Annotated in this window: 21 protein-coding genes; 18 read left to right on the top strand and 3 right to left on the bottom strand. The window is 75.2% G+C overall.

Annotated elements, in window-relative coordinates:
• Window positions 1-102: 102 nt before the first annotated feature.
• The 10 genes from ACQPYX_RS28030 to ACQPYX_RS27985 all read left to right on the top strand — a co-directional run bounded on the left by ACQPYX_RS28030 (window position 103) and on the right by ACQPYX_RS27985 (window position 9,121).
• Window positions 103-1,326, top strand: a complete 1,224-nt coding sequence (locus ACQPYX_RS28030; protein ID WP_433800539.1) for a sensor histidine kinase — start codon at window positions 103-105, stop codon at window positions 1,324-1,326.
• Entirely contained in the window at window positions 1,323-2,039 is a 717-nt protein-coding gene (locus tag ACQPYX_RS28025; RefSeq protein ID WP_433800538.1) for a response regulator transcription factor, read from the top strand. Before ACQPYX_RS28030 ends, ACQPYX_RS28025 begins: the two co-directional genes overlap by 4 nt.
• A 35-nt stretch (window positions 2,040-2,074) precedes the next feature.
• Window positions 2,075-3,085 (top strand): hypothetical protein, encoded by a 1,011-nt coding sequence (locus ACQPYX_RS28020; protein ID WP_433800537.1) that lies wholly within the window; start codon window positions 2,075-2,077, stop codon window positions 3,083-3,085.
• A gap of 5 nt (window positions 3,086-3,090) precedes the next feature.
• Window positions 3,091-4,536, top strand: a complete 1,446-nt coding sequence (locus tag ACQPYX_RS28015) for a hypothetical protein (protein ID WP_433800536.1) — start codon at window positions 3,091-3,093, stop codon at window positions 4,534-4,536.
• Window positions 4,533-5,351, top strand: a complete 819-nt coding sequence (locus tag ACQPYX_RS28010; protein ID WP_433800535.1) for a sugar phosphate isomerase/epimerase family protein — start codon at window positions 4,533-4,535, stop codon at window positions 5,349-5,351. Before ACQPYX_RS28015 ends, ACQPYX_RS28010 begins: the two co-directional genes overlap by 4 nt.
• Window positions 5,352-5,420: 69 nt before the next feature.
• Window positions 5,421-6,230 (top strand): pyrroline-5-carboxylate reductase, encoded by an 810-nt coding sequence (gene proC / locus ACQPYX_RS28005; protein ID WP_433800534.1) that lies wholly within the window; start codon window positions 5,421-5,423, stop codon window positions 6,228-6,230.
• Between the two features lie 226 nt (window positions 6,231-6,456).
• Window positions 6,457-6,684: a helix-turn-helix domain-containing protein gene (locus ACQPYX_RS28000; RefSeq protein WP_230749556.1), complete on the top strand. Its 228-nt coding sequence runs from the start codon at window positions 6,457-6,459 to the stop codon at window positions 6,682-6,684.
• Window positions 6,685-6,802: 118 nt separating this feature from the next.
• Window positions 6,803-6,904: a 30S ribosomal protein bS22 gene (locus tag ACQPYX_RS27995; RefSeq protein WP_010241351.1), complete on the top strand. Its 102-nt coding sequence runs from the start codon at window positions 6,803-6,805 to the stop codon at window positions 6,902-6,904.
• A 64-nt stretch (window positions 6,905-6,968) separates the two neighbouring features.
• The gene (locus ACQPYX_RS27990) at window positions 6,969-8,078 is read left to right on the top strand and encodes an NAD-dependent epimerase/dehydratase family protein (protein ID WP_433800533.1); all 1,110 of its coding nucleotides are present in this window, start codon (window positions 6,969-6,971) and stop codon (window positions 8,076-8,078) included.
• Window positions 8,079-8,113: 35 nt separating this feature from the next.
• Window positions 8,114-9,121: a lysophospholipid acyltransferase family protein gene (locus ACQPYX_RS27985; protein WP_433803823.1), complete on the top strand. Its 1,008-nt coding sequence runs from the start codon at window positions 8,114-8,116 to the stop codon at window positions 9,119-9,121.
• A gap of 276 nt (window positions 9,122-9,397) precedes the next feature.
• Here the strand turns inward: ACQPYX_RS27985 and ACQPYX_RS27980 are convergent, their stop codons facing one another.
• From ACQPYX_RS27980 to ACQPYX_RS27970, 3 genes are all read right to left on the bottom strand, one after another.
• Window positions 9,398-10,255 (bottom strand): HAD family hydrolase, encoded by an 858-nt coding sequence (locus ACQPYX_RS27980; protein ID WP_433803822.1) that lies wholly within the window; start codon window positions 10,253-10,255, stop codon window positions 9,398-9,400.
• Window positions 10,256-10,415: 160 nt separating this feature from the next.
• Window positions 10,416-11,576, bottom strand: a complete 1,161-nt coding sequence (locus ACQPYX_RS27975; protein WP_433800532.1) for a DUF5667 domain-containing protein — start codon at window positions 11,574-11,576, stop codon at window positions 10,416-10,418.
• Between the two features lie 283 nt (window positions 11,577-11,859).
• Complete coding sequence (locus ACQPYX_RS27970; protein WP_433803821.1) at window positions 11,860-12,447, bottom strand: sigma-70 family RNA polymerase sigma factor; 588 nt, start codon at window positions 12,445-12,447, stop codon at window positions 11,860-11,862.
• Between the two features lie 911 nt (window positions 12,448-13,358).
• On the opposite strand from ACQPYX_RS27970, the gene ACQPYX_RS27965 reads away from it, so the two are divergent.
• From ACQPYX_RS27965 to ACQPYX_RS27930, 8 genes are all read left to right on the top strand, one after another.
• A complete protein-coding gene (locus ACQPYX_RS27965) occupies window positions 13,359-13,592 on the top strand; it encodes a glutaredoxin family protein (protein WP_433800531.1) in 234 nt (77 codons plus the stop codon).
• Window positions 13,589-14,185, top strand: coding sequence for a hypothetical protein (locus tag ACQPYX_RS27960; RefSeq protein WP_433800530.1), 597 nt, complete (start codon window positions 13,589-13,591; stop codon window positions 14,183-14,185). Before ACQPYX_RS27965 ends, ACQPYX_RS27960 begins: the two co-directional genes overlap by 4 nt.
• Window positions 14,185-14,838, top strand: coding sequence for a hypothetical protein (locus tag ACQPYX_RS27955; protein WP_433800529.1), 654 nt, complete (start codon window positions 14,185-14,187; stop codon window positions 14,836-14,838). The genes ACQPYX_RS27960 and ACQPYX_RS27955 overlap by 1 nt, the downstream gene beginning before the upstream one ends.
• Window positions 14,839-14,935: 97 nt before the next feature.
• Complete coding sequence (locus ACQPYX_RS27950) at window positions 14,936-16,501, top strand: molybdopterin-dependent oxidoreductase (protein WP_433800528.1); 1,566 nt, start codon at window positions 14,936-14,938, stop codon at window positions 16,499-16,501.
• Between the two features lie 106 nt (window positions 16,502-16,607).
• Complete coding sequence (locus tag ACQPYX_RS27945) at window positions 16,608-17,327, top strand: redox-sensing transcriptional repressor Rex (protein WP_433800527.1); 720 nt, start codon at window positions 16,608-16,610, stop codon at window positions 17,325-17,327.
• The gene (locus ACQPYX_RS27940; RefSeq protein WP_433800526.1) at window positions 17,324-18,721 is read left to right on the top strand and encodes a glutamyl-tRNA reductase; all 1,398 of its coding nucleotides are present in this window, start codon (window positions 17,324-17,326) and stop codon (window positions 18,719-18,721) included. The genes ACQPYX_RS27945 and ACQPYX_RS27940 overlap by 4 nt, the downstream gene beginning before the upstream one ends.
• A complete protein-coding gene (gene hemC, locus ACQPYX_RS27935; RefSeq protein WP_433800525.1) occupies window positions 18,718-19,692 on the top strand; it encodes a hydroxymethylbilane synthase in 975 nt (324 codons plus the stop codon). Before ACQPYX_RS27940 ends, hemC begins: the two co-directional genes overlap by 4 nt.
• Window positions 19,693-19,720: 28 nt before the next feature.
• A complete protein-coding gene (locus ACQPYX_RS27930) occupies window positions 19,721-21,355 on the top strand; it encodes a uroporphyrinogen-III synthase (RefSeq protein ID WP_433800524.1) in 1,635 nt (544 codons plus the stop codon).
• The last annotated feature ends 1 nt before the right edge of the window (window position 21,356 follow it).

Here is a 21,356-nt window from a genome sequence, read left to right as displayed (position 1 = left end):
CCTGAACGGGCTGCCAACAGTCACCCGCCCGGGGGTTGGACGGGTCACCAACGGCGGTCCGACGGGGGTGGAAATCCCGATGGCGGCCCTACCATCGCCCTCGTGGCCGTGCCGGCGTCCGTGACCGTCCTGGCCGTCGTCCTCGCGGCGGTCGTGGGCGTCGTCGTCGGCGCCGCCGGGGTGCGGTGGAAGGCGCGGAGCAAGCGCGCCGCGGTCGTCGCGGCCGGCCCGACCGTGGCCGAGCTGCTGGCCAGGATCGTGCGCCGCTCGCACGCCGGGCTCGCGGTGATCAACCGCTTCGGCGACGTGGTGCTCTCCAACGACCGCGCCGAGGTCCTCGGCGCGGTCGTCGACTCCCGGCCGGACGGGCGGGTCGCGGCGGCCGCGGAACGGATCGCCGCGCAGGGCGGGACGGCCGAGATCGACCTGTCGCCGCCGGTGGCGTCGCGCCGCGCCCCGCAGTCGGTGATCGCGCGGCTGGGCCCGCTCGGGGACGGCTTCGTGGTGGTGGAGGCCTCCGACACCTCCGCGGCCGTGCGCCTCGAGGCCGTGCGGCGCGACTTCGTCGCGAACGTCGGCCACGAGCTCAAGACACCGGTCGGTGCCATGGCGGTGCTGGCCGAGGCAGCGCTCGACGCCGACGACCCGGCCGAGGTCACCCGCTTCACCACCAAGATCCTCCACGAGTCGCGCCGGCTCGGCTCGCTGGTCACCGAACTCATCGAGCTCTCCCGGCTGCAGGGCGGCGACCCGCTGCCCGAGCTCGACCCGGTCGAGGTCGACGACGTGGTCCGCGAGGCCGTCGCCCGCGTGCGCGTGTCCGCGGAGGCCGCCGGCACCGACCTGACGCTCGACGCGCCGAAGGGTCTGGAGGTCGCGGGCAGCTCCACGCTGCTGGTGACCGCGCTGGCGAACCTGCTGGAGAACGCCATCGCCTACTCCTCGCCGGGCTCGACGGTGTCGGTGCGCCGCCGGGCGGTGGGCGACCGGGTCGAGATCTCGGTGACCGACCGCGGCATCGGCATTCCCCCCGAGCACCAGGAACGGGTCTTCGAGCGGTTCTTCCGCGTCGACCCGGCCCGCTCCCGCGCCACCGGTGGCACGGGCCTGGGGCTCGCGATCGTCAAGCACGTCGCGGCGAACCACGGGGGCGAGGTGCGCCTCTGGAGCGAGCCCGGCGTCGGGTCGACCTTCACGCTGCGCCTGCCCGCCCCGCCGCCCGAACCGCCCGACCCGGCCGACCCGGCGGTCGTCGGGAACGAGTCCCCGCACCACCACCGGAACGGAACGACCGTGCTGGAACCGACGAGCAGAGGTGACCGATGACCAGGGTGCTGATCGTGGAGGACGAGGAGTCCTTCGCCGACCCGCTGGCCTACCTCCTGCGCAAGGAGGGCTTCGAGGCGAGCGTCGCCGGCACCGGCGCGGCCGCGCTCGAGGACTTCGAGCGGCACGGCGCGGACATCGTGCTGCTCGACCTCATGCTGCCCGGGATGAGCGGCACCGACGTCTGCAAGGCGCTGCGCCAGCGCTCGTCCGTCCCGGTGATCATGGTGACGGCGCGGGACGCGGAGATCGACAAGGTCGTGGGCCTCGAGCTCGGCGCCGACGACTACGTCACCAAGCCCTACTCGGCCCGCGAGCTCATCGCCCGGGTCCGCGCGGTCCTGCGCCGCGGGGAGGGTGCGGAGGGCGTTCCCGACGGGGGGTCGGGCGGCTCCGACCGCCAGGTCCTCGAGGCCGGACCGGTGCGGATGGACGTCGGCCGGCACGTGGTCACCGTCGACGCGGGCGGCCAGGCCACCGAGGTCGCGCTGCCGCTCAAGGAGTTCGACCTGCTCGAGTACCTGATGCGCAACGTCGGGCGGGTGCTCACCCGGGCGCAGCTGATCGACCGGGTGTGGGGCGCGGACTACGTGGGCGACACCAAGACCCTGGACGTCCACATCAAGCGGCTGCGCGCCAAGCTGGAGCCCGAGCCCTCGCAGCCCCGGCACCTGCTCACGGTGCGGGGCCTGGGCTACAAGCTGGACGCCTGATCGAGTGATGCAGCGCACCGTCTAGGCTGGTCGTCGTGCGTCTCGGGGTTCTCGACGTGGGGTCGAACACCGTTCACCTCCTCGTGGTCGACGCGCACCGGGGTGCGCACCCGACACCGCAGTCCTCGACGAAGACCGCGCTGCGCCTCGCCGAGCACGTCGTCGGCGGCCAGCTCTCGCGCAAGGGCGCGGACGCGCTGGTGTCCGCGATCGCCGAGGCCCGCCGCGAGGCCCGGGCCCTCGGCTGCGACGACCTGCTGGCCTTCGCCACCTCGGCGGTGCGCGACGCCGACAACTCCGACGCCGTCCTCGCGCGGGTGCGCGACGAGACGGGCGTCGACCTCCAGGTCCTCACCGGGCCCGACGAGGCCGCGCTGACGTTCCTCGCCGTGCGCCGCTGGTTCGGCTGGTCGGCCGGGCGGCTGCTCTCGCTCGACATCGGCGGGGGTTCGCTGGAGATGGCGGTCGGGCGCGACGAGCGACCCGACGTCGCGCTGTCCCTGCCGCTCGGGGCGGGCCGGCTCACCCGCGACTGGTTCACCGCGGACCCGCCGGACCGCAAGGAGACCCGCGCGCTCGCCGAGTACGTGCACGACACCGTGGCGCCCGCGGCGGCGGCGCTGCTCGACGGCGGGACCCCCGACCGCGCCGTCGTCACCTCCAAGACGTTCCGCTCGCTCGCGCGCCTGACGGGCGCGGCGCCGCGCTCGGCCGGGCCGCGGGTCGAGCGGCGGCTCACGGTGGCCGGGCTGCGCCAGGTCGTCGCCTTCATCAGCCGCATGGACTCCGCGGACCTCGCCGAGCTCGAGGGCGTGAGCGCCTCCCGGGCCCACCAGCTCGTGGCCGGCGCCGTCGTCGCCCGGGGCGCGATGGACGCCCTCGGGCTCGAGGAGGTCGAGGTGTGCCCGTGGGCCCTGCGTGAAGGCGTGATCCTCGGGCGGCTCGACCAGGTCCCGCTGGAGGGCGGCCCCTTCGCCGCTGACGGGACGTACACCACCGGTCGTCCTGCTGCGACTGGACGATCGACCCCGATGACGGCACGGTGACACCGATGACGACCGACGGTCCCCCTCCGCGGGGCTCCCAGCGCAGCGTGGCGGAACTGCTCGCCGCGTACGGCGCGGAGTCGCGCTCGGCGTCGCCCGCCCCACCCCCCGAGCCGCCGGCCCAGGATCCCTACGGCGACGCCGGGTACGGCTCGTCGGACCGCTCGTACGGCTCCTCCTACGAGGGCGGATACGGCCGCAGCGGCTCGTACGACGACGGGTACGAGTCGTCGGGCTACGGATCGTCGAGCTACGGATCGTCGAGCTACGGCTCGTCGGGCTACGACGCCGGGTACGGCTCGTCGGGCTACGCGTCCGAGCCGGGGTACTCGTCGGGCGGCTACGCCTCCGGCGGATACGGCTCGTCCTACGACGACGGCTACGGCTCGAGCGGCTACGGCTCGAACGGGTACGGATCGAGCGGCTACGGCTCGAACGGCTACGGCTCGAACGGCTACGGGTCCACCGGCTCTGCTCCGTCCGGCTCGGGTTACGGGAGCGACCCGTACGGCTCGTCGTCCTCCGGGTCCTCGTCGTACGGCTCGTCCTACGGGGCCCCGTCCTACGGGACCTCGTCCTACGGCTCGTCGTCGTACGGGTCGCCCGGGTACGGGTCGTCGTCCTACGCCGACCGCGCTCCGGAGCCCTACGCCCCCGAGCAGTCGTACGCCCCGGAGCCCTACCAGCAGGACCCGTACGGCGGGTACGGCGGCGCCTCGTCCTACGGCTACCCCCCGGCGCCCGCGCCGTCCGCCTACGGCCAGCCGACGGGCGTGCCCCGGCAGGCCGGGCCGCCCGCGGGGTCCGGGCCGCAGCCGACGAGCCCGCCGTCCTGGACGCCGTCCGCGCCCTCCGGGCCGGCGGCCGCGATCGCGCCGACGACCGTCACCCCGGCCTCCCGCCCGGCGGCTCCCGAGGCGCCGACCACCGCGCAGCCCGCCGCACCGACCCAGGCCCAGCCGACGCAGGCCCAGCCGGCCGCGGCCCGGGCCGCGTCGGCGCCGACCACGGCGACGCCCCGACCGGACGCCGACGGCGGTCCGCCCACGGCCGCCTCGCCCGCCGCACGTCCGGACGCCACGCGCACCGACGCCCCGGCCGGCCTGGGCCGGGAGCGTGACCTCGACGTCGACGACCTGGACGACGACGACTGGGACGACGAGTACGACGACGAGCCCGCCGAGCGGCCGTCCGCCAAGGAGTGGGCGGTGATCGCCGCGCAGCTGGTGGTCGGCGCCGTCCTCGGGGCGCTGCTCTGGATCGGCTTCTCCTACCTGTGGCAGTCCCAGCCCGTCATCGCCCTGGTGCTCGCGGCCGCCGCGACCGGTGGGCTCGTGTTCGGGGTCCGGGCCATGCGGCGGTCGGACGACCTGCAGACCATGGCGCTCGCGATCGTCGTCGGCCTCGTCGTCACCGTGTCGCCGGCCGCATTCGTCCTCCTCGCTCGTTGAGCCTCCCGGACGGTCCGTCGGTCCCCGTCGCGCTCTCCACCGCGTCGGTCTATCCCGAGCCGATGTCCGCGGCGTTCGACGCGGCCGCCGAGCTCGGCTACGACGGCGTCGAGCTGATGGTGTGGAACGAGCCCGAGTCCCGGCAGCTGCGCACGGTGGCCCGGCACTCCGAGCGCACCGGGATGCCGGTCCTCGCCGTGCACGCCCCCTGCCTCGCGATCACCCAGCGGGTGTGGGGCACGGATCCCGCGGAGCGGCTGCGGCGCAGTGTCGTGCTGGCGGCCGGCCTCGGCGCCCCCGTCGTGGTGCTCCACCCGCCGTTCCGCTGGCAGCGGCGCTACGCCGCCGGGCTCGCGCGTCAGATCGACGAGCTGGAGCGCGCCCACGGGGTGCAGGTCGCCATGGAGAACATGTTCCCGCTGCGCCGCGGCCGGGTCCGGGTGTCCAGCTACACGCCGGGCCACGACCCGACGGTCCCCGGCGCCCGGCACTACACCCTCGACCTCTCGCACACCGCCGTCGCCGGCGACGACGCCTTCGCGCTGCTCGAGCGGATGGGCGACCGGCTGGTGCACCTGCACCTCGCCGACGGCACCGGCGAGTCCCACGACGAGCACCTCGTCCCCGGCCGCGGCACCCAGCCGTGCGCCGACGTGCTGCGCCGCCTCGCCCTGACCGGGTTCGGGGGCACCGTCGTCGTCGAGATCTCGACCCGGCGCGCCCGGACCCGCAACGAACGCCTCGACGCGCTCGCCGAGTCGCTGCTGTTCGCCCGGCAGCACCTGGGGTCGCGCACGCCGCGGCCGCGGGCCTGAGCGCGTCCCGGCCCGTCCCTCGTGCCGTCGCCGACGGCACCGGAGCCGTCGTCGGGAAGACTGCCGGCCATGACGACGACCGTGGTGGCGGTGCTGGGTGGGGGACGGATCGGCGAGGCCCTCCTGGGTGGGCTGCTGGCGGCGGGCCACGACGCCGGGTCGATGCTGGTCGTGGAGCGCGACGCCGCCCGGGCGCAGGAGCTGACGGCGCGGCTCGGGATCACCGCGACCGACGCGGCCGACGCCGCCGCCCGCGCGGACGTGCTGGTGGTTGCGGTGAAGCCGCAGGACGTGCAGGGCGCCCTCGGCGCGGTGGACGGCGGCCGGGAGCGCCTCGTCGTCTCCCTCGCGGCGGGCATCCCGACGACGGCCCTGGAGGCGTGGCTGCCCGCGGGGACCCCGGTCGTCCGGGTCATGCCGAACACCCCGATGCTCGTCGGGCGGGCGATGTGCGTGCTCTCGCCCGGGGCGCACGCCGACGACGCCGCCCTCGACGCGGCGGAGGACCTGCTGCGCAGCGTCGGGCGGACGGTGCGCGTGCCGGAGGCGCAGCAGGACCTGGCGACCGCGCTGTCCGGCTCCGGGCCCGCGTACCTGTTCCTCGTCGCGGAGGCGATGATCGAGGCGGGCGTCGCGCTCGGTCTGCCGCGACCGACCGCGACCGAGCTCGTCGCGGCCACCGTCGACGGGGCGGGCGGGCTGCTCACCGAACCCGGCAACCACCCGGCGCTGCTGCGCGAGGCCGTGACCTCCCCGGGCGGCACCACGGCGCAGGCCCTGCGGGTCCTGGAGGCGCACGGCCTGCGGGCGGCGTTCGCGGATGCGGTCGAGGCGTGCCGGGACCGGTCGCAGGCACTGGGTTCGGCCTACGGCAGCTGACCCCCGTCGCTCCGCTCGCCCCGTCCGACGACCGCTCGTCGTGAACGGGCCGTGCGCCCGGCGTGCGGCGTGTGCGCTTGACGCGCGGGGCGGCACGGCCACCGCACCATCACGTCGAGCGATTCATCCGTCACACGCGTCTCGTTACTCTCCGATCAGCACGTGCGTGTCGAACCGCCGGAGGGGAAGACCGGCGGCACGACGGGTGCTCGGAAGGCGGTCCACCATGCCGCAGAACGCCGCCGCCGCTGGGCGGAGGGACGAGGGTGACCTCTCGCGGGTGCAGTTCCTGACCGTGGCCGAGGTCGCCGCCACCATGCGGGTGTCGAAGATGACGGTGTACCGACTGGTGCACAACGGAGAGCTGCCGGCGGTTCGCGTCGGCCGCAGTTTCCGTGTACCGGAGGAGGCCGTCCACGAGTACCTCCGGGGCTCGTACATCGACGCCGGCTAGGACCCCGGGACCCGGGCGGTGCATCACGGCCGCCCGGGTCACCGGTACGGTGGAGCCTTGCGCTCCGGGGCCCGGCGTCCCGGATCTCCATCCCAGGCAGTAGCGAAAGGGAACCCGTATGGGCTCGGTCATCAAGAAGCGTCGTAAGCGGATGTCGAAGAAGAAGCACCGTAAGCTGCTCCGCAAGACCCGCGTGCAGCGTCGCAAGCTCGGCAAGTGATCGGTCCCGGCCGGGGCTGAGCCGAGGGTCGCCACCGACACCGCCAGCCCCGTCCGGGAGAGCCATGCCGCCGTCCGTCGTCCTCGTCACCGGCGTGAGCCGCCAACTCGGCGGCGACCTGGCGGCACGGCTGGCGGCGGACCCGTCGATCGACCGCGTGCTCGGGGTGGACACCACCCCGCCGAGCCGCGACACGCGCCGGCGGATGGGGCGCGCGGAGTTCGTCCGCGTCGACATCCGCAACCCGCTGATCGGCAAGGTCATCAGCACCGCGAAGGTCGACACGGTGGTGCACGCGTCGTTGTCCGGGCACCCGTCGGCCTCCGGCGGGCGCTCGATGATGATGGAGATGAACGTCATCGGGACGATGCAGCTCCTCGCGGCGTGCCAGAAGTCGGACACCGTCGGCCGGCTGGTCGTCCGCTCCACGACGAGCGTGTACGGCGCCAGCAAGCGCGATCCGGCGACGTTCACCGAGGCCACCGAGCCGAAGGCGCTGCCGCCCGGCGGGTACGCCAAGGACGCGGTGGAGATCGAGGGCTACGTCCGCAGCTTCTCGCGCCGGCGGCCCGACATCCCGGTGACCACCCTGCGGTTCGTGAACTTCATCGGCCCGCGGGCGGACACGGCGTTCGCGCACTACTTCTCGCTGCCCCTCGTACCGATGGTGCTGGGCTTCGACGCCCGGGTGCAGTTGCTGCACCACGAGGACGCGGTCGCCGTGCTCGAGCGGGCCACCACGCACGACCTGCCCGGCGTGTTCAACGTCGGCGCCGACGGCGTGCTGATGCTCTCGCAGGCGATCCGGCGGGCCGGTCGGGTGGCGCTGCCGATCCCGGAGCCGCTGGTCCCCTGGGTCGGCCGGATCACGCGGCGGGCCCGGCTCGTGGACTTCTCGCCCGAGCAGATGCGCCTGCTGAACTACGGCCGCGTCGTCGACACCACGAAGCTCAAGACCGAGTTCGGCTTCGAGCCGCGGTGGACGACCGTGCAGGCCTTCGACGACTTCGTCGCCGGGAAGGCACTGCGTCCCGTCGTCGACACCGACCGGATCGTGACCGTCGGCGAGTCCGTCGTCCGCGGTGCCGCGCACTACCTCCCCGGTCTCCGCGCCGCGGAGGCGGTCCAGCTCGAGGCCGCGCCGGACCAGCCCGCCCTCGCACCGGTGCGCTAGGGGAATCGACCGTGAGCAGCAGGAGGAACGACCCGATGGGCGAGGCGGACGTCATCCCGCTGCACGGACCGGGCGGGCGGCCGCGCCCCCGGCCGACCCCGCGACGCCGCAGCCTCACCCCACCGCCCGCGGAGACCCCGCCGGAGCCCCCGGTGGAGGAGGAGCCGCCAGCTGCCGCCCTCCCGGTGCCGGCGGGACCCTCCGAGCTCGAGCGCACGGTCACCGAGGTCGCCGCGTTCCTGCGGCGCCGGCTCGCGGGCCGGTACACGGTCGACGAGTTCGGCTTCGACCCCGACCTCAACGAGAACGTCATCCTCCCCGCGCTCCGGCCGCTCTACGAGCGCTGGTTCCGGGTGGAGACGATCGGGGTGGAGAACGTGCCCGCCGAGGGCGGCGCGCTGCTCGTGGCGAACCACTCCGGGACGTTGCCGCTCGACGCGCTGATGACGGTCGTCGCCACCCACGACGACCTGCCCACCCCCCGCAACCTGCGCATGCTGGCCGCGGACCTCGTCTTCGGCCTGCCCGGGGCGGGGGCGCTGGCCCGCAAGGCCGGCCACACGCTCGCCTGCAACCCCGACGCCGAGGCCCTGCTGGGCGACGGTGAGCTCGTCGGTGTCTGGCCGGAGGGGTTCAAGGGCATCGGCAAGGCCTACGCCGACCGCTACAAGCTGCAGCGCTTCGGCCGGGGCGGCTTCGTCTCGGCCGCGCTGCGCACCGGTGTGCCGATCATCCCGTGCTCGATCGTCGGCGCGGAGGAGATCTACCCGAAGATCGGCGACCTCGGCCCGCTCGCCCGCCTGCTCGGGGTGCCGTACTTCCCGATCACGCCCACCTGGCCGCTCCTGGGTCCGCTCGGCCTCGTGCCGCTGCCGTCGAAGTGGTACATCGAGTTCGGCGAGCCCATCCGCACCGACGAGTACGAGGCCGGTGCCGCCGACGACCCGATGCTCGTGTTCAACCTGACCGACCAGGTCCGGGAGAACATCCAGCAGACGCTCTACCGGCTCCTCTCGGGTCGCCGGAACGCGTTCCTCGGATAAGAGGCCGCGCCACGTCCCGCGAGGGTGACGTGGGGCAGCGTCCCGGGCGCCGGGACCTGCCTGATGTCGACCTCGGGGGCTGCTCCGTTCGCGAGGGTGACCTGAGGCAGGCCCGACGGCCGGTCGACCTGCCTGATGTGCATCTCGGGGTCGCGCGCCGCGGGCGCGCCCCGGGGCCGGCACCGACCCGCCGTCGGGACGTACCTGACCGCGAGGGTGACGTGGGGCAGGTTCCGAGGCCGCCGGACCTGCATGGTGTCGACCTCGCGGAGTGGTCTACCCCCGACGGCGATAGGCGGCGGCGCCCGCGACCGCCCCGGCCACGGCGCCCGCGCCGAGCACCGACGGCACGCCGATCCGGGCGACCTTGCGGCCGGAGCGGAAGTCGCGGATCTCCCACCCCTTCTTGCGCGCCAGCGCCCGGAGCTCGGCGTCCGGGTTCACGGCGACCGCGGTGCCCACCACGGAGAGCATCGGCGCGTCGTTGATGGAGTCCGAGTAGGCCGAGCAGCGGCGCAGGTCGAGCCCCTCGCGGGCGGCGAGCGCCCGGACGGCGTGCGCCTTCGCAGGGCCGTGCAGCAGCTCGCCCACGAGCCGCCCCGTGTAGACGCCGTCCTCGTGCTCCGCGACGGTCCCGAGCGCTCCGGTGAGCCCCAGCCGGCGCGCGATGATGCCGGCGAGCTCCAGCGGGGTCGCGGTGACCAGCCAGACGCGCTGGCCGGCGTCGAGGTGCATCTGGGCGAGCGAACGGGTGCCCTCCCAAATGCGGTCGGCCATCAGCTCGTCGTAGATCTCCTCGCCCAGCTCGACGAGCTCGGACACCTCCCGGCCCGCGACGAACGAGAGCGCCGCCTCGCGGTGCTGCCGGATGTCCTCGGGCGTGCCCTCGCCGCCGAGGCGGAACTTCACCTGCTGCCAGACGAAGCCGCGCAGGTCGGCGCCGGAGAAGAAGTTCCGCGCCGCGAGTCCCCGCGCGAAGTGGAAGATCGACGCGCCCATCATCATCGTGTTGTCGACGTCGAAGAACGCGGCGGCCGTGAGGTCCGGCGGGACGCTCGACGTCGTCGGGACCTCGGTGTCGGCCGCCGCGGCGGCCGCCGCACCGGCGTCGCGCGCCGCCCCGCCGTCCGCCATCCCCGAGGCGGCGAGCGAGGAGGGATCCAGGGCCTCGAACGCGTCGTCAGCGTTGTTCGAGGCCCGGCGGTCACGCCGTCGTCCCACCGCCTGCACCCTCCCGCTCACACGCCGGACGTCCTCCGGCAACCCTAATGGAGCGGGACGGGTGTGCCGCTCGTCAGCCGATCGACAGACCCGGCAGGCCGGGCAGCAGCGGGGGCAGCTCGACCTTGGGGAGCCCCGGCACCGGCAGCGGGACGTTGACCGGAGCGGGCGTGCTCGTCGAGGGCGACGTGCTTCCCGACGACGAACTGGAGGCGCGGGTGGAGTCCGTGCCCGACGTGGTGGTCGTGGTCGGCTCGGTCGAGGTGGTCGACCGGGTCGTCGACGACGGCGTCGAGGAGGACGTCTCCGGGGCGGTCGTGGTGCTCGTGGCGTCCGAGCGGGCGCTGCGGCACGTGTCCGACGGGAGCGGGCCGAGCTCGTCGGTGGACGCGGTGCTGCACGACGGGTCCGACTCGAAGGCCGCGGCCCGGTCCTGGAGCTGGGTGAGCAGGCGCTGCGAGGAGGCGGCCTGCTCCCGGCCCTCGGGCGAGAGCGACGGCGAGAAGGAGTCGAACGTCTGCTGCTGCTTCGCGGCCCACTGGGTGAGCGTGCTCGGCGACGGCCCCGACGGGCGGTTGACCAGGCCGAGCAGGAGCTTGGACCCGGTACGGGCCTGCTGGTCGAAGGCGCGCAGGTTGTCGGCGACGAGGGCGGCGTCGGAGTCGTCCAGGCCGGCGGCGGTCGGGCGGGGCCCCGCGGCGGTGGCCGCGTCGCGCTGGATCAGCTCCTGGATCTCGTCGAGCCGGAGCGCGGCGATGTCGAGGTGCTTCTGGCCCTTGGCCTCCTGGCCGGAGGTCAGACCGATCTCGGCCGACTCCGAGGCCCGCTTGAGCCCGTAGAGCATGTCCCCGGGCAGCGAGCCGCGGGAGAGCAGCACGGTCAGCGCGCCGAGGGCCAGGATGCAGGCCACCCCGGCGACCGTCGTCGACATGAGCCGACGCATCGCGGAGCGGGCCGGCCCGGTGGAGCCGGACGCGGTCCCCGGACGGCGGTCGGCCGGGCGGGTCCCCCCGCGGCGGTCGGCGCGGCGGCGTCCCTGCGAGGGCCGGGCGGGGGCGTCGGTCGCGGCGACCGTGCGGGTCGTCCCGGCGTCCGACGGCGCCTGCTCGGTGATCGCGGCCATGACGGAGGCCCGCATGCGGGCGGAGGCCGCGGCGTCGGGACCGGGCGTGGCCGCCGCGACGTCGCGCAGCAGGTCGGCGATCCGGAGATCGTCGGCGAGGTCGGTGTCCACGGCACGGTTTCGTCCGCGGACCCCTGGATCGTTACCGGCGCGAGCTGGATCGCCCAGCGGCGGTGTGGTCTGCGCCGGACGGCCGGTGGCGCGTGCGCGCACCTGCTCGTCCCAGGCAGCGGCGAACCGCTCGTCTGCCTCGTCGCGACCGCTCGACATGTCGTCCGTCCTCATCGTGCGCCCGTGCCCTCCGGCACGTGCCGTACCCGTCGTCGAGAAGAACGACCGGAAAGGCGACCGGTTACGTCCTTCACTGCGACGGGTGGAACTACATCGGTGTCACTCACCGCAAACCCTCAGGGAGCAGTTGAGCGAGCCGGCGCACCGCCCGGTGCTGCAGCGCCTTCACGGCGCCCTCGTTGCGGCCCATGATGTGCGCGGTCTCCGACACGGAGAGTCCCTGGAGGAACCGGAGGGTGATGCATTCCTGCTGGTCGTCGCCGAGCTTGGCGACGCAGCGCAGGAGCTCCTCGTGGGTGGCGCCGGCGATGACCTCGCTCTCCGGTCCGGGCCGGTGCTGGTCGGGCGCGACGTCGGTGATCTCCGGGGTGGCCTGCTCGAGGCGGTACCGGCTCGACTTCACGTGGTCGAGGACCAGGTTGCGGGCGATGGTGACGAACCACGCGCCGATGTCCCGGCCCTGGTAGCTCACCGAGGAGATGCGCCGGAAGGCCCGGACGAACGTCTCCTGCGTGAGGTCCTCGGCGACGCCACGGTCGCCCAGCCGGTAGAAGACGAAGCGGAAGACGACGTCGTGGTACCGGTCGAACAACGTGCCGAAGGCCTCGACGTCACCGTCCTGGGTGGCGCGGACGAGGGCCCAGCCGTCGGCGACCGACTCGTCGGCCTCGTCGAGCCCGGCCTGGTCCAGTTCGGACTGGTCGACCTCGTCCTCGGTGCCGGGTCCGTCTTCGACCGGCTCGGCCGCCGTCAGCGGTGCGGTGGCCGGCGCCGCCTGCGGGACCGGCACGGGTCCGGTGGGCGCGCCGGGGTGGACGCCGGGTCCGGCGACGGGCGGGCCGCCCGCGCCGGGACGCGGCGGAGGCGGGGGTGGGGGCAGCGGGTGCCCCGGTCCCGGGCGCACCGGGGCGGGCCCGGTCGGCGGCGGGGCCTGGCGCACCGGGCCCGGGTGTCCGCTGATCCGGGGCAGGTCCGGGTGCGACGGGTGGTCCATCGGGTGCGGCCCGGGAGCGGGCCGACCGCCGTCGCGGCCGCGCTGCTCCGGGTACGGGGCGGCGAACCCCTGCTCCGGCGGGCCGCCGGCGAAGGCGCCCAGCGGCTCGGGCGGGGTGTCGGTCAACGAGCGGCCGGGGCGCACGACGCGGTCGCGGCGGCCGGGCTCGGGCGGGTTCCCGCCGGCGCGAGCCGTCATCGCACTCCGCCGGAGACGGAGCGGAGCGCAGCTCGACCATCGCTGGCCGCGGGCGCGACGAGGGCCCGTACGGACCCCGCCGTCACGCCGGCGCCGACGACAGCGGACAAGGCGTTCTCCCTCGCTGGACGACCACTCGCTTCCACCGGTGCGTCCCGGGCCTCCCGGTCCGTGGCAGACCGAGACCTTCCCGTGACCACGCTGGGGACGGAGCATACGTGCGGCGCGGAGGCCCTCGTCACCGGAGCGCCACCCACCCGACCCGGGCTCGTTGACATGCCCTTGACCTGCGGTGAGAGGTCCCGACCGCGCCGTCGGCGGTCGGCGGGGGTCTGCCAGACTCCTCCGTACGCGAGCAGGAGGGATCCGGGTTGTCTCAGTCGGTCGGAGAGTCGTCCGACACCGTCCGGGTGACGGTGCTGGTGCGTGCGGACTGCCGGACCTGCGACCGGATGGCGCTCGTGGTCCGCGCCGTCTGCGAGGAGGCCGGGGAGGACTGGGCGACGGTGGACGTGGACGCCGCCGGAGCCGACCCCGAGCTGCGCGGCGAGTTCGGCGACCGGGTCCCGGTGGTCCTCGTCGACGGCGAGGAGCTGGCCTCGTGGCGCGTCGATCCCGACGACCTGCGGCGGGCGCTCGCGTGAGCCGCGCGATCCGGACCCAGACCGCGAGCGCCGACGTCCCCGCGCTGCGGACCGCGACCGCGCTCGTCGTCCTCGCGCAGTCGACCTACCGGGCTCTGCAGACCAACCCGGCGGGCGCCGGTGCCACGGCCGTCCCCGTGGTGCGCGACCTGCTGGCCGCCGCGGTCGTGGAGCTCGGGGACGCGCGGGCCGCCCTGACCTCCGCGACGACCGGGGCGGGCGGGCGCGCCCAGACCGCCCCCGACCCCACCTACGGCTCCGTCGTCGACGCGGCGCTACCCACGGTGCGCACCCCGGCCGACGTCGTCGGGCTGGTCCTCACCCTCGAGGACGTCCTCGCGCAGACCCTGGTCGCCGACGCGGCCGCCCTGTCCACCCCCGCCCTGCGGGCCCTCGCGCTGCGCCTCGGGTCCGCGGCCGCGGCGCGCAAGGCGACCTTGCTGGTGGTCAACTCGCTGCTCTCGGCGGGCCGCGCCGACCTCGTCGTCGCGCCGCCGGACCTGGCGTCGCTGCCCGGCGGGGTCGGCACGGTCGGCTTCCCCGACACCCGCTTCCCGACCGCGAAGGCCGCGCCACCCGAGGAGGGCAACTGATGCTGTCCCGACGACGGGTGCTGCTGGGTTCCGCGGTCGGCCTGCTGGGCGCGGGCGCGCTGGCCGCCTGCTCCGACGCGCCGCCGACGGCCGCGCCCGCGACGACACCGAACCCGCCGGCGCCCACCACGACGACGACCGCCCGCGTCCCCTACGTCGGCGACCAGCGCGCGGTCGCCCTGTGCGCGGCGACCTCGGCGCTCGCCGCGAGCCTGTACTCGGGTGCGGTGCTCGCGGCCGGCGACGGGCGGCTCGGCCAGGTGCCCGGCGTGATTACGGCGTTCCTGGCCGGGGCGGGCGCGCAACACACCGAGCACGCCGCCGCGTGGAACGCGCTGCTCACCGCGGCCGGTCGGCCGGCGGTGACCGGGACCCCGCTGACGGTGGAGAGCGACCGCCGGGCGGCGCTCGGCCGGGCCGCCGCGCCCACCGACCTGCTCACGCTGGCGGTCGACGTGGAGGCCATGGTGGGCGGCACCGTGACCGCCCGGGCCGCCGAGTTCACCGATCCGGGTGCCGCGGCCCTCGCGGCCACCCTCGCGCCCGTCGCCGCGATGCACGGCGCCACCGCCTCCTTCCTGCTCGGTCGACCCACGGGCGCGACGCCGAGCGCGGCCGGCGCACCGCTCGGGCTCGACGCGCTGACGACGTAGCGGGCGCGATCCGTCGTCGGGGGACGGCGGCAGGGGTGAACCGTTCGACGGTGGGCAACCGAATCGCACGGGCCACCCGCGAACGACAGGAGTCCCCATGGCGATCCCCACCGCCGACCGCCCGGCCGCGTCGGACGGGGCGGCCACCGACGGCGGGCGCGGGCGTCCCGTCGTCGCCGCCGTGCTCGCCGTCGGCGCCTCGATCGGCGTCGGGGAGCTCGTCGCGGCCGTGGTGTCGCCGGCCGCGTCGCCGTTCCTGGCCGTCGGGCAGGGGGCGATCCGTCTCACGCCGGAGTGGCTGAAGGAGACGGCCATCGCGTGGTTCGGCACCTACGACAAGGTGGCGCTGCTCGTCGGGATGAGCGTGGTGATCGCCGCGATCACCGTGCTCGCCGGGGTCCTCTCCCGCCGGGACCGGCGCCCCGGTCTCGTGCTCGTCGTCGCGATGGGACTGCTCGCCCTGGTCGCCACGGTCACCGCGCCGACCTTCGCGCCGCTCGACCTCGTGCCGCCCGCGGTCGCCGTGCTCGTCGGCGTCGGGGTCTGGCGGCTGCTGCACGGGCTCGCGGTGCGGGTCCCCGCGTTTCCGGACGCGGGCGCGGCCGGGGTGAGCCGCAAGCGGTTCCTGACCACGGCGGGGCTGACCGCCGTCGGGGCGGTCGCGGCGGGCACGGTCGGGCGGATCGTCACCGCGAACGCGGCCGGCCCGGCCTCGGTGACCCTGCCGCCGGCCCCGGCCGGCGCGGCGCCGCCCCCGGTGGGCGCGGACTTCGTCGCCGACGGCACGCCGTCCTGGCTGACCGCACCCGCCGACTTCTACCGCATCGACACCGCGCTCTCCGTGCCGCGGCTCTCCACGAGCGACTGGTCGCTGCGCGTCCACGGTCTCGTCGACCGCGAGGTGACGCTGACGTTCGACCAGCTCCGGGCGATGCGCCTGATCGAGGCCCCCGTGACGCTGACCTGCGTGAGCAACGAGGTCGGCGGCTCGCTGATCTCGAACGGCCAGTGGCTCGGCGTCCCGGTGAGCGACGTGCTGGCCCTCGCCGGGGTGCGTCCCGGGGCGGAGCAGATCGCCTCGACCTCGGTCGACGGGTGGAACTGCAACACGCCGCTCGGGCCGCTGACCGACGGCCGCAACGCCATGCTCGCGATCGGGCTCGACGGCGCCCCGCTCCCGGTCGAGCACGGGTTCCCGGTGCGCATGGTGGTCCCGGGTCTGTACGGCTACGTCTCCGCGACGAAGTGGATCACCGACATCGAGGTGACGACGTTCGCGGCGTTCACCTCCTACTGGGAGCAGCGGGGCTGGGGGAAGTTCGGCCCGATCAAGACGTCCTCGCGCATCGACGTGCCGCGTGACGGCGCCACCGTGCCCGCGGGTCGCACGGTGGCCGCGGGCGTGGCGTGGGCCCAGCACACCGGGATCGCCGGGGTCGAGGTCTCGGTGGACGACGGGCCGTGGCAGCCCGCCGAGCTCGCCGCCGAGCCGACCGTCGACTCCTGGCGGATGTGGCGGCTGCCGCTGACCCTCGCGCCGGGGCAGCACCGCCTGCGGGTGCGGGCCACCGACCGCTCGGGAGCGGTCCAGACGGGCGCGCAGGCCCTCTCGATCCCGGACGGCGCGACGGGCTGGCACACTGTCGCGGTCACCGCGGTCTGAGGGCCTGACCAGCGACTTTGTGCGTGCGTTCACGAGCGGTACCCTCGTGGGTGTTGAACCGGTGACGACGAGCGGTACGCGTGGTGCGGGCAGGGAGGCTCCCGGCGTGACGGTGGACGGGGGCGTGTCCCGCCCTGCCGGGACGCGTGTCGACCCCGAGCGCATCCCCCAGGCCACGGTGGCGCGGCTCGCCGTCTACCTGCGGGTCCTCACCGAGATGCTCGCCCAGGGCGTCCGCACGGTGTCCTCGGACGTGCTCGCCGCGGCGGCCGGGGTCAACGCCGCGAAGCTGCGCAAGGACCTCTCGCACATCGGGTCGTCCGGGGTGCGCGGGGTCGGCTACGACGTCCCCCGCCTGACCGAACAGGTGGAGAGCGTGCTCGGTCTCACCCGTTCGCACGCGGTGGCGCTGGTCGGGGTGGGGAACCTCGGACACGCGCTCGCGGGCTACGGCGGGTTCGCCCGGCGGGGATTCGGGGTGGCGGCGTTGTTCGACGTCGACCCGGGCCTCGTCGGGACGACGATCGGCGGGGTGGAGGTGCTCGACGTGGCGCAGATCCCCCGCGTGTGTGCCGCCCGAGGGGTGACCATCGGGGTGATCGCGACACCCGCGGGTGCGGCGCAGCAGGTCTGCGACGCGCTGGTGTCGGCCGGGGTGCCCAGCATCCTGAACTTCGCCCCGGCCGTGCTGTCCGTCCCCGCGGGCGTCGAGGTGCGCAAGGTCGACCTGGCGGTGGAGATGCAGATCCTGGCGTTCCACGTCTCCCGCCACGACGGCAGCGTGGCGGCCTCGGGCCGCGAAGCGACGGGAAAGGTGTTCCGATGAGTCTGTTGCTCGTGGGTGTGTCGCACCGCACGGCACCGGTGTCGGTGCTGGAGCAGGTCGCGATCTCCGGCGAGGACACGGCCAAGGTCCTCGACGAACTCATCAGCGGTGAGTACGTCTCCGAGGCCGTGGTGCTCTCGACGTGCAACCGCATCGAGATCTACGCGGTCGTCGAGACGTTCCACGGCGGGCTGACCGAGGTCTCCGGTGTCCTCGCGCGCCACGCGCAGACCGAGGTGTCGGACCTGACCGACCACCTCTACGTGCACTACGCGGGCTCCGCGGTCGAGCACCTGTTCTCCGTCGCCGCCGGCCTCGACTCGATGGTCGTCGGCGAGGCCCAGATCCTCGGCCAGCTCCGCACCGCCTACTCCACGGCCCGGGAACTCGGCACCGTGGGCACCGTCCTGCACGAGGTCGCCCAGCAGGCGCTGCGGGTCGGCAAGCGCGTGCAGAGCGAGACCGGCATCGACGCGGCCGGCGCGTCGGTCGTCACCGAGGCCCTCGACGACGCCGAGGCCGCCCTGGGCAGCCTCGTCGGGCGCCGCGCCCTCGTCGTCGGCTCGGGCTCGATGGGCGGCCTCTCCGCCGCGGCCCTGCGCCGCCGCGGGATCGGCGAGGTCGTCGTGGCCAACCGGACCCCCGACCGCGCGCAGCGCCTGGCCGAGATCACCGCCGCGGAGGGCACGCCCGCCCGCGCCGTCGGGCTCGACGGGCTGGGCGCGGCGCTCGCCTCCGCCGATGTCGTCATGGTGTCGACCGGCGCCGTCGGCACGGTCGTCGACCTGGGCACCGTCCGTGCCGCCCGCACGCGCACCGACCGCGCGCTCGTCGTCTGCGACCTGGGCCTGCCGCGCGACGTCGCGCCGGAGGTCGCCGACCTGCCGGGCGTGACGCTGGTCGACCTGGCGACGCTCGGGGTGCGGCTGCGCGACGCGGCCGCCGGGCACGCCGTCGAGACCACCCGCGCGCTCGTGGCCGAGGAGGTGCGGACCTACCTCGCCGCCCAGCGGTCCGCCGAGGTCACCCCCACCGTCACCGCGTTGCGCCGACGCGCGGCCGAGGTGGTCGACGCCGAACTGCTCCGCCTCGACGGCCGCCTGCCGGGGCTCGAGGCCGACGTGCGCGGCGAGGTCGCCAAGACCGTGCGCCGCGTCGTGGACAAGCTCCTGCACACGCCCACGGTGCAGGTGAAGCGGCTCGCGCAGTCCCCGGGCGGGGACACCTACGCCGAGGCGCTGCGCGAGCTGTTCGAGCTCGACCCGCAGGCGCCCGCCGCCGTCGCGTCCGGCCCGGTGGCGGAGATCGTCACCGGGGAGTCGTCGCGTCTGGAGGGCACCGAGGTCGACCAGGCGCTCGCGGCCCGGAGCAGGGGAGAGGCGGCGCCGCGGTGACCGGCCCCGACCTCGGGACCGTCCGGATCGGGACCCGGGCGAGCCTGCTCGCCCGCACCCAGACCCAGACCGTCGCCGACGCGCTCGCCGCGGCCGGCGCCACCGTCGAGATCGTGCACGTGGCCACCGACGGCGACGCCACGCAGGCCGCGAACATCCCGCTCGCGGGCTCGGGCGTCGGGGTGTTCACCTCGGCCCTGCGCGAGGCGCTGCTCGACGGGCGCATCGACGTGGCCGTGCACTCCTACAAGGACCTCCCGACGGCGGGCCTGTCCGGGGTCGTGCTCGCGGCGGTGCCCGAGCGCGCCGACCCGCGGGACGTCCTCGTCGCCCGGGACCAGATGGTGCTGGGCGAGCTGCCGCCGGGGTCGGTCATCGGCACCGGGTCGCCGCGGCGGACCGCGCAGCTCAACGCGCTCGGGCTCGGCCTCGAGGTGGTGGGGATCCGCGGCAACGTGGAGACCCGGATCCGCAAGGTCACCGACGGCGAGGTCGACGGCGTGATCCTCGCCCGGGCGGGCCTGGCCCGGATCGGGCGCGCGGGCGAGGCCACCGAGGTCCTCGACCCGCTGCAGATGCTGCCCGCCCCGTCGCAGGGCGCGCTCGCCGTGGAGTGCCGCGCGGCGGACACCGACCTGGAGACCTTCCTCCGGTCGACGCTGCACGACGAGTCGACGTTCACCGCGGTCTCGGCCGAACGGGCGGTCCTGCAGGAGCTCGGATCACCGTGCAGCGCCCCGATCGGTGCACTCGCCGACATCGTCGAGGATCTGGACGACGACGGACGCATCGTGGAGAGGCTGTCCCTGCGCGCGTTCGCCACCACGGCCGAGGGTGCGCCGGTGCGCAACTCGGCCACCGGGGAGACGAAGGATGCCGAGCAGATCGGGCGGTCGCTGGCCGCCGAGCTGCTCGCCGACGGGGCGGAGCCGCGCGGCGCTCTCGGCGCCGTGAGCCCCCCGACGCAGTGAAGAAGACGGATAAGGACGAGACAACGACATGACCGCACCCCCCTCCACCACCGCCGGCCGGGTCGCCTTCGTCGGCAGCGGGCCCGGTGACCCCGGCCTGCTCACCGTCCGGGCTCGCGAGGCGCTGTCCTCCGCGACGTACGTCGTGGCGGACCCGGGCGTGCCGGACGAGATCGTCGCGTCGCTCGACGCGGGCCGACCGGAGAGCACCGTGACGGTGCGTCGCGTCGGGGCCGACGCGGAGGTCTCGCCCCTGGGTGACGACGCCGCGGGCTCGCTCGCCGAGGGCGCCGAGATCGCGGCGCCGCTGCCCGAGGACCCGGCCGCGCTGGCCGAGCACCTCGTGACCCGCGCCCGCGAGGGCGACTCCGTGGTGCGCCTCGTCGGCGGCGACCCGCTGACGCGCGAGACCGTGATCACCGAGGTGAAGGCCGTCGCCACGGCGGGCGTCCCCTTCGACGTCGTCCCCGGCATGCCCGCCAGCACCGCCGTCCCGGCGTACGCCGGGGTCGCGCTCGGCTCCGCCCACACCGCCGCGGACGTCCGTGGCGGCCTCGACTGGACCACGCTCGCCGTCGCGCCCGGGCCGCTCGTGCTCACCGCGACCGCCGCCGACCTCGCGTCGACGTCGGCCTCGCTGGTGGAGAACGGCTGGAAGCCGGACACCGCGGCGCTGGTCACCTCGCAGGGCACCGAGTCGAAGCAGAAGACCGTCACCTCGACGGTGGAGAAGCTCGCGGCCGACGGCGCCGACCTGGAGGGCCCGCTGACCCTGACGATCGGTGAGGCCGCGGGCGACCGCGCCGCGCTGTCGTGGTGGGAGTCGCGCTCGCTCTACGGGTGGCGCGTACTGGTGCCCCGCACCAAGGACCAGGCGGGCGCCATGAGCGACCGGCTGCGGGTCCACGGCGCGGTGCCCGAGGAGGTCCCGACGATCGCGGTGGAGCCGCCGCGCTCGCCCGCGCAGATGGAGCGCGCGGTCAAGGGCCTGGTCGACGGGCGCTACCAGTGGGTGGTGTTCACCTCGCAGAACGCCGTCCGTGCCGTCTGGGAGAAGTTCCAGGAGTTCGGCCTCGACGCCCGCGCCTTCTCCGGAGTCAAGATCGCCTGCGTCGGCGAGGCCACCGCCTCGGCGATCCGCGCGTTCGGCGTCCACCCCGAGCTGGTCCCGGCCGAGCAGACCGAGCAGTCCTCCGAGGGCCTGCTCGAGATCTTCCCGCCGCACGACGACGTGCTCGACCCGGTGGACCGGGTCCTGCTCCCGCGGGCCGACATCGCCACCGAGACCCTCGCCGAGGGGCTGCAGGCCCGCGGCTGGGAGATCGACGACGTCACCGCGTACCGCACGGTGCGGGCCGCGCCGCCGCCCGCGCCGACCCGCGAGGCCATCAAGACCGGTGGCTTCGACGCGGTCTGCTTCACCTCGTCCTCCACGGTGCGCAACCTGGTCGGCATCGCCGGCAAGCCGCACGCCCGGACGATCGTCGCCTGCATCGGCCCGAAGACGGCCGAGACCGCCGTCGAGTTCGGCCTGCGGGTCGACGTGAAGCCGGACGTGGCCGAGGTCCCGGCGCTGGTCGAGGCGCTCGCCGCGCACGCGGACAAGCTGCGCGCGGAGGGCGCCCTGCCCCCGCCGCGCAAGACGAAGGCGCGCCGGCGGTGAC

It is taken from the genome of Actinomycetospora sp. CA-084318 (assembly GCF_050955885.1).
Classification (GTDB): domain Bacteria; phylum Actinomycetota; class Actinomycetes; order Mycobacteriales; family Pseudonocardiaceae; genus Actinomycetospora.
Note: the sequence above shows the minus strand (reverse complement) of the source record. Positions and strands in the feature narration are given on the sequence as shown.

Bases quoted from the DNA above. Each gene is read 5' to 3' on its own strand.
- ACQPYX_RS28025 (WP_433800538.1), top strand. From the start codon at position 1,323: ATGACCAGGGTGCTGATCGTGGAGGACGAGGAGTCCTTCGCCGACCCG.
- ACQPYX_RS28015 (WP_433800536.1), top strand. From the start codon at position 3,091: ATGACGACCGACGGTCCCCCTCCGCGGGGCTCCCAGCGCAGCGTGGCG.
- proC (WP_433800534.1), top strand. From the start codon at position 5,421: ATGACGACGACCGTGGTGGCGGTGCTGGGTGGGGGACGGATCGGCGAG.
- ACQPYX_RS28000 (WP_230749556.1), top strand. From the start codon at position 6,457: ATGCCGCAGAACGCCGCCGCCGCTGGGCGGAGGGACGAGGGTGACCTC.
- ACQPYX_RS27995 (WP_010241351.1), top strand. From the start codon at position 6,803: ATGGGCTCGGTCATCAAGAAGCGTCGTAAGCGGATGTCGAAGAAGAAG.
- ACQPYX_RS27990 (WP_433800533.1), top strand. From the start codon at position 6,969: ATGCCGCCGTCCGTCGTCCTCGTCACCGGCGTGAGCCGCCAACTCGGC.
- ACQPYX_RS27985 (WP_433803823.1), top strand. From the start codon at position 8,114: ATGGGCGAGGCGGACGTCATCCCGCTGCACGGACCGGGCGGGCGGCCG.
- ACQPYX_RS27980 (WP_433803822.1), bottom strand. From the start codon at position 10,255: ATGGCGGACGGCGGGGCGGCGCGCGACGCCGGTGCGGCGGCCGCCGCG.
- ACQPYX_RS27955 (WP_433800529.1), top strand. From the start codon at position 14,185: ATGCTGTCCCGACGACGGGTGCTGCTGGGTTCCGCGGTCGGCCTGCTG.
- ACQPYX_RS27950 (WP_433800528.1), top strand. From the start codon at position 14,936: ATGGCGATCCCCACCGCCGACCGCCCGGCCGCGTCGGACGGGGCGGCC.
- ACQPYX_RS27940 (WP_433800526.1), top strand. From the start codon at position 17,324: ATGAGTCTGTTGCTCGTGGGTGTGTCGCACCGCACGGCACCGGTGTCG.
- ACQPYX_RS27930 (WP_433800524.1), top strand. From the start codon at position 19,721: ATGACCGCACCCCCCTCCACCACCGCCGGCCGGGTCGCCTTCGTCGGC.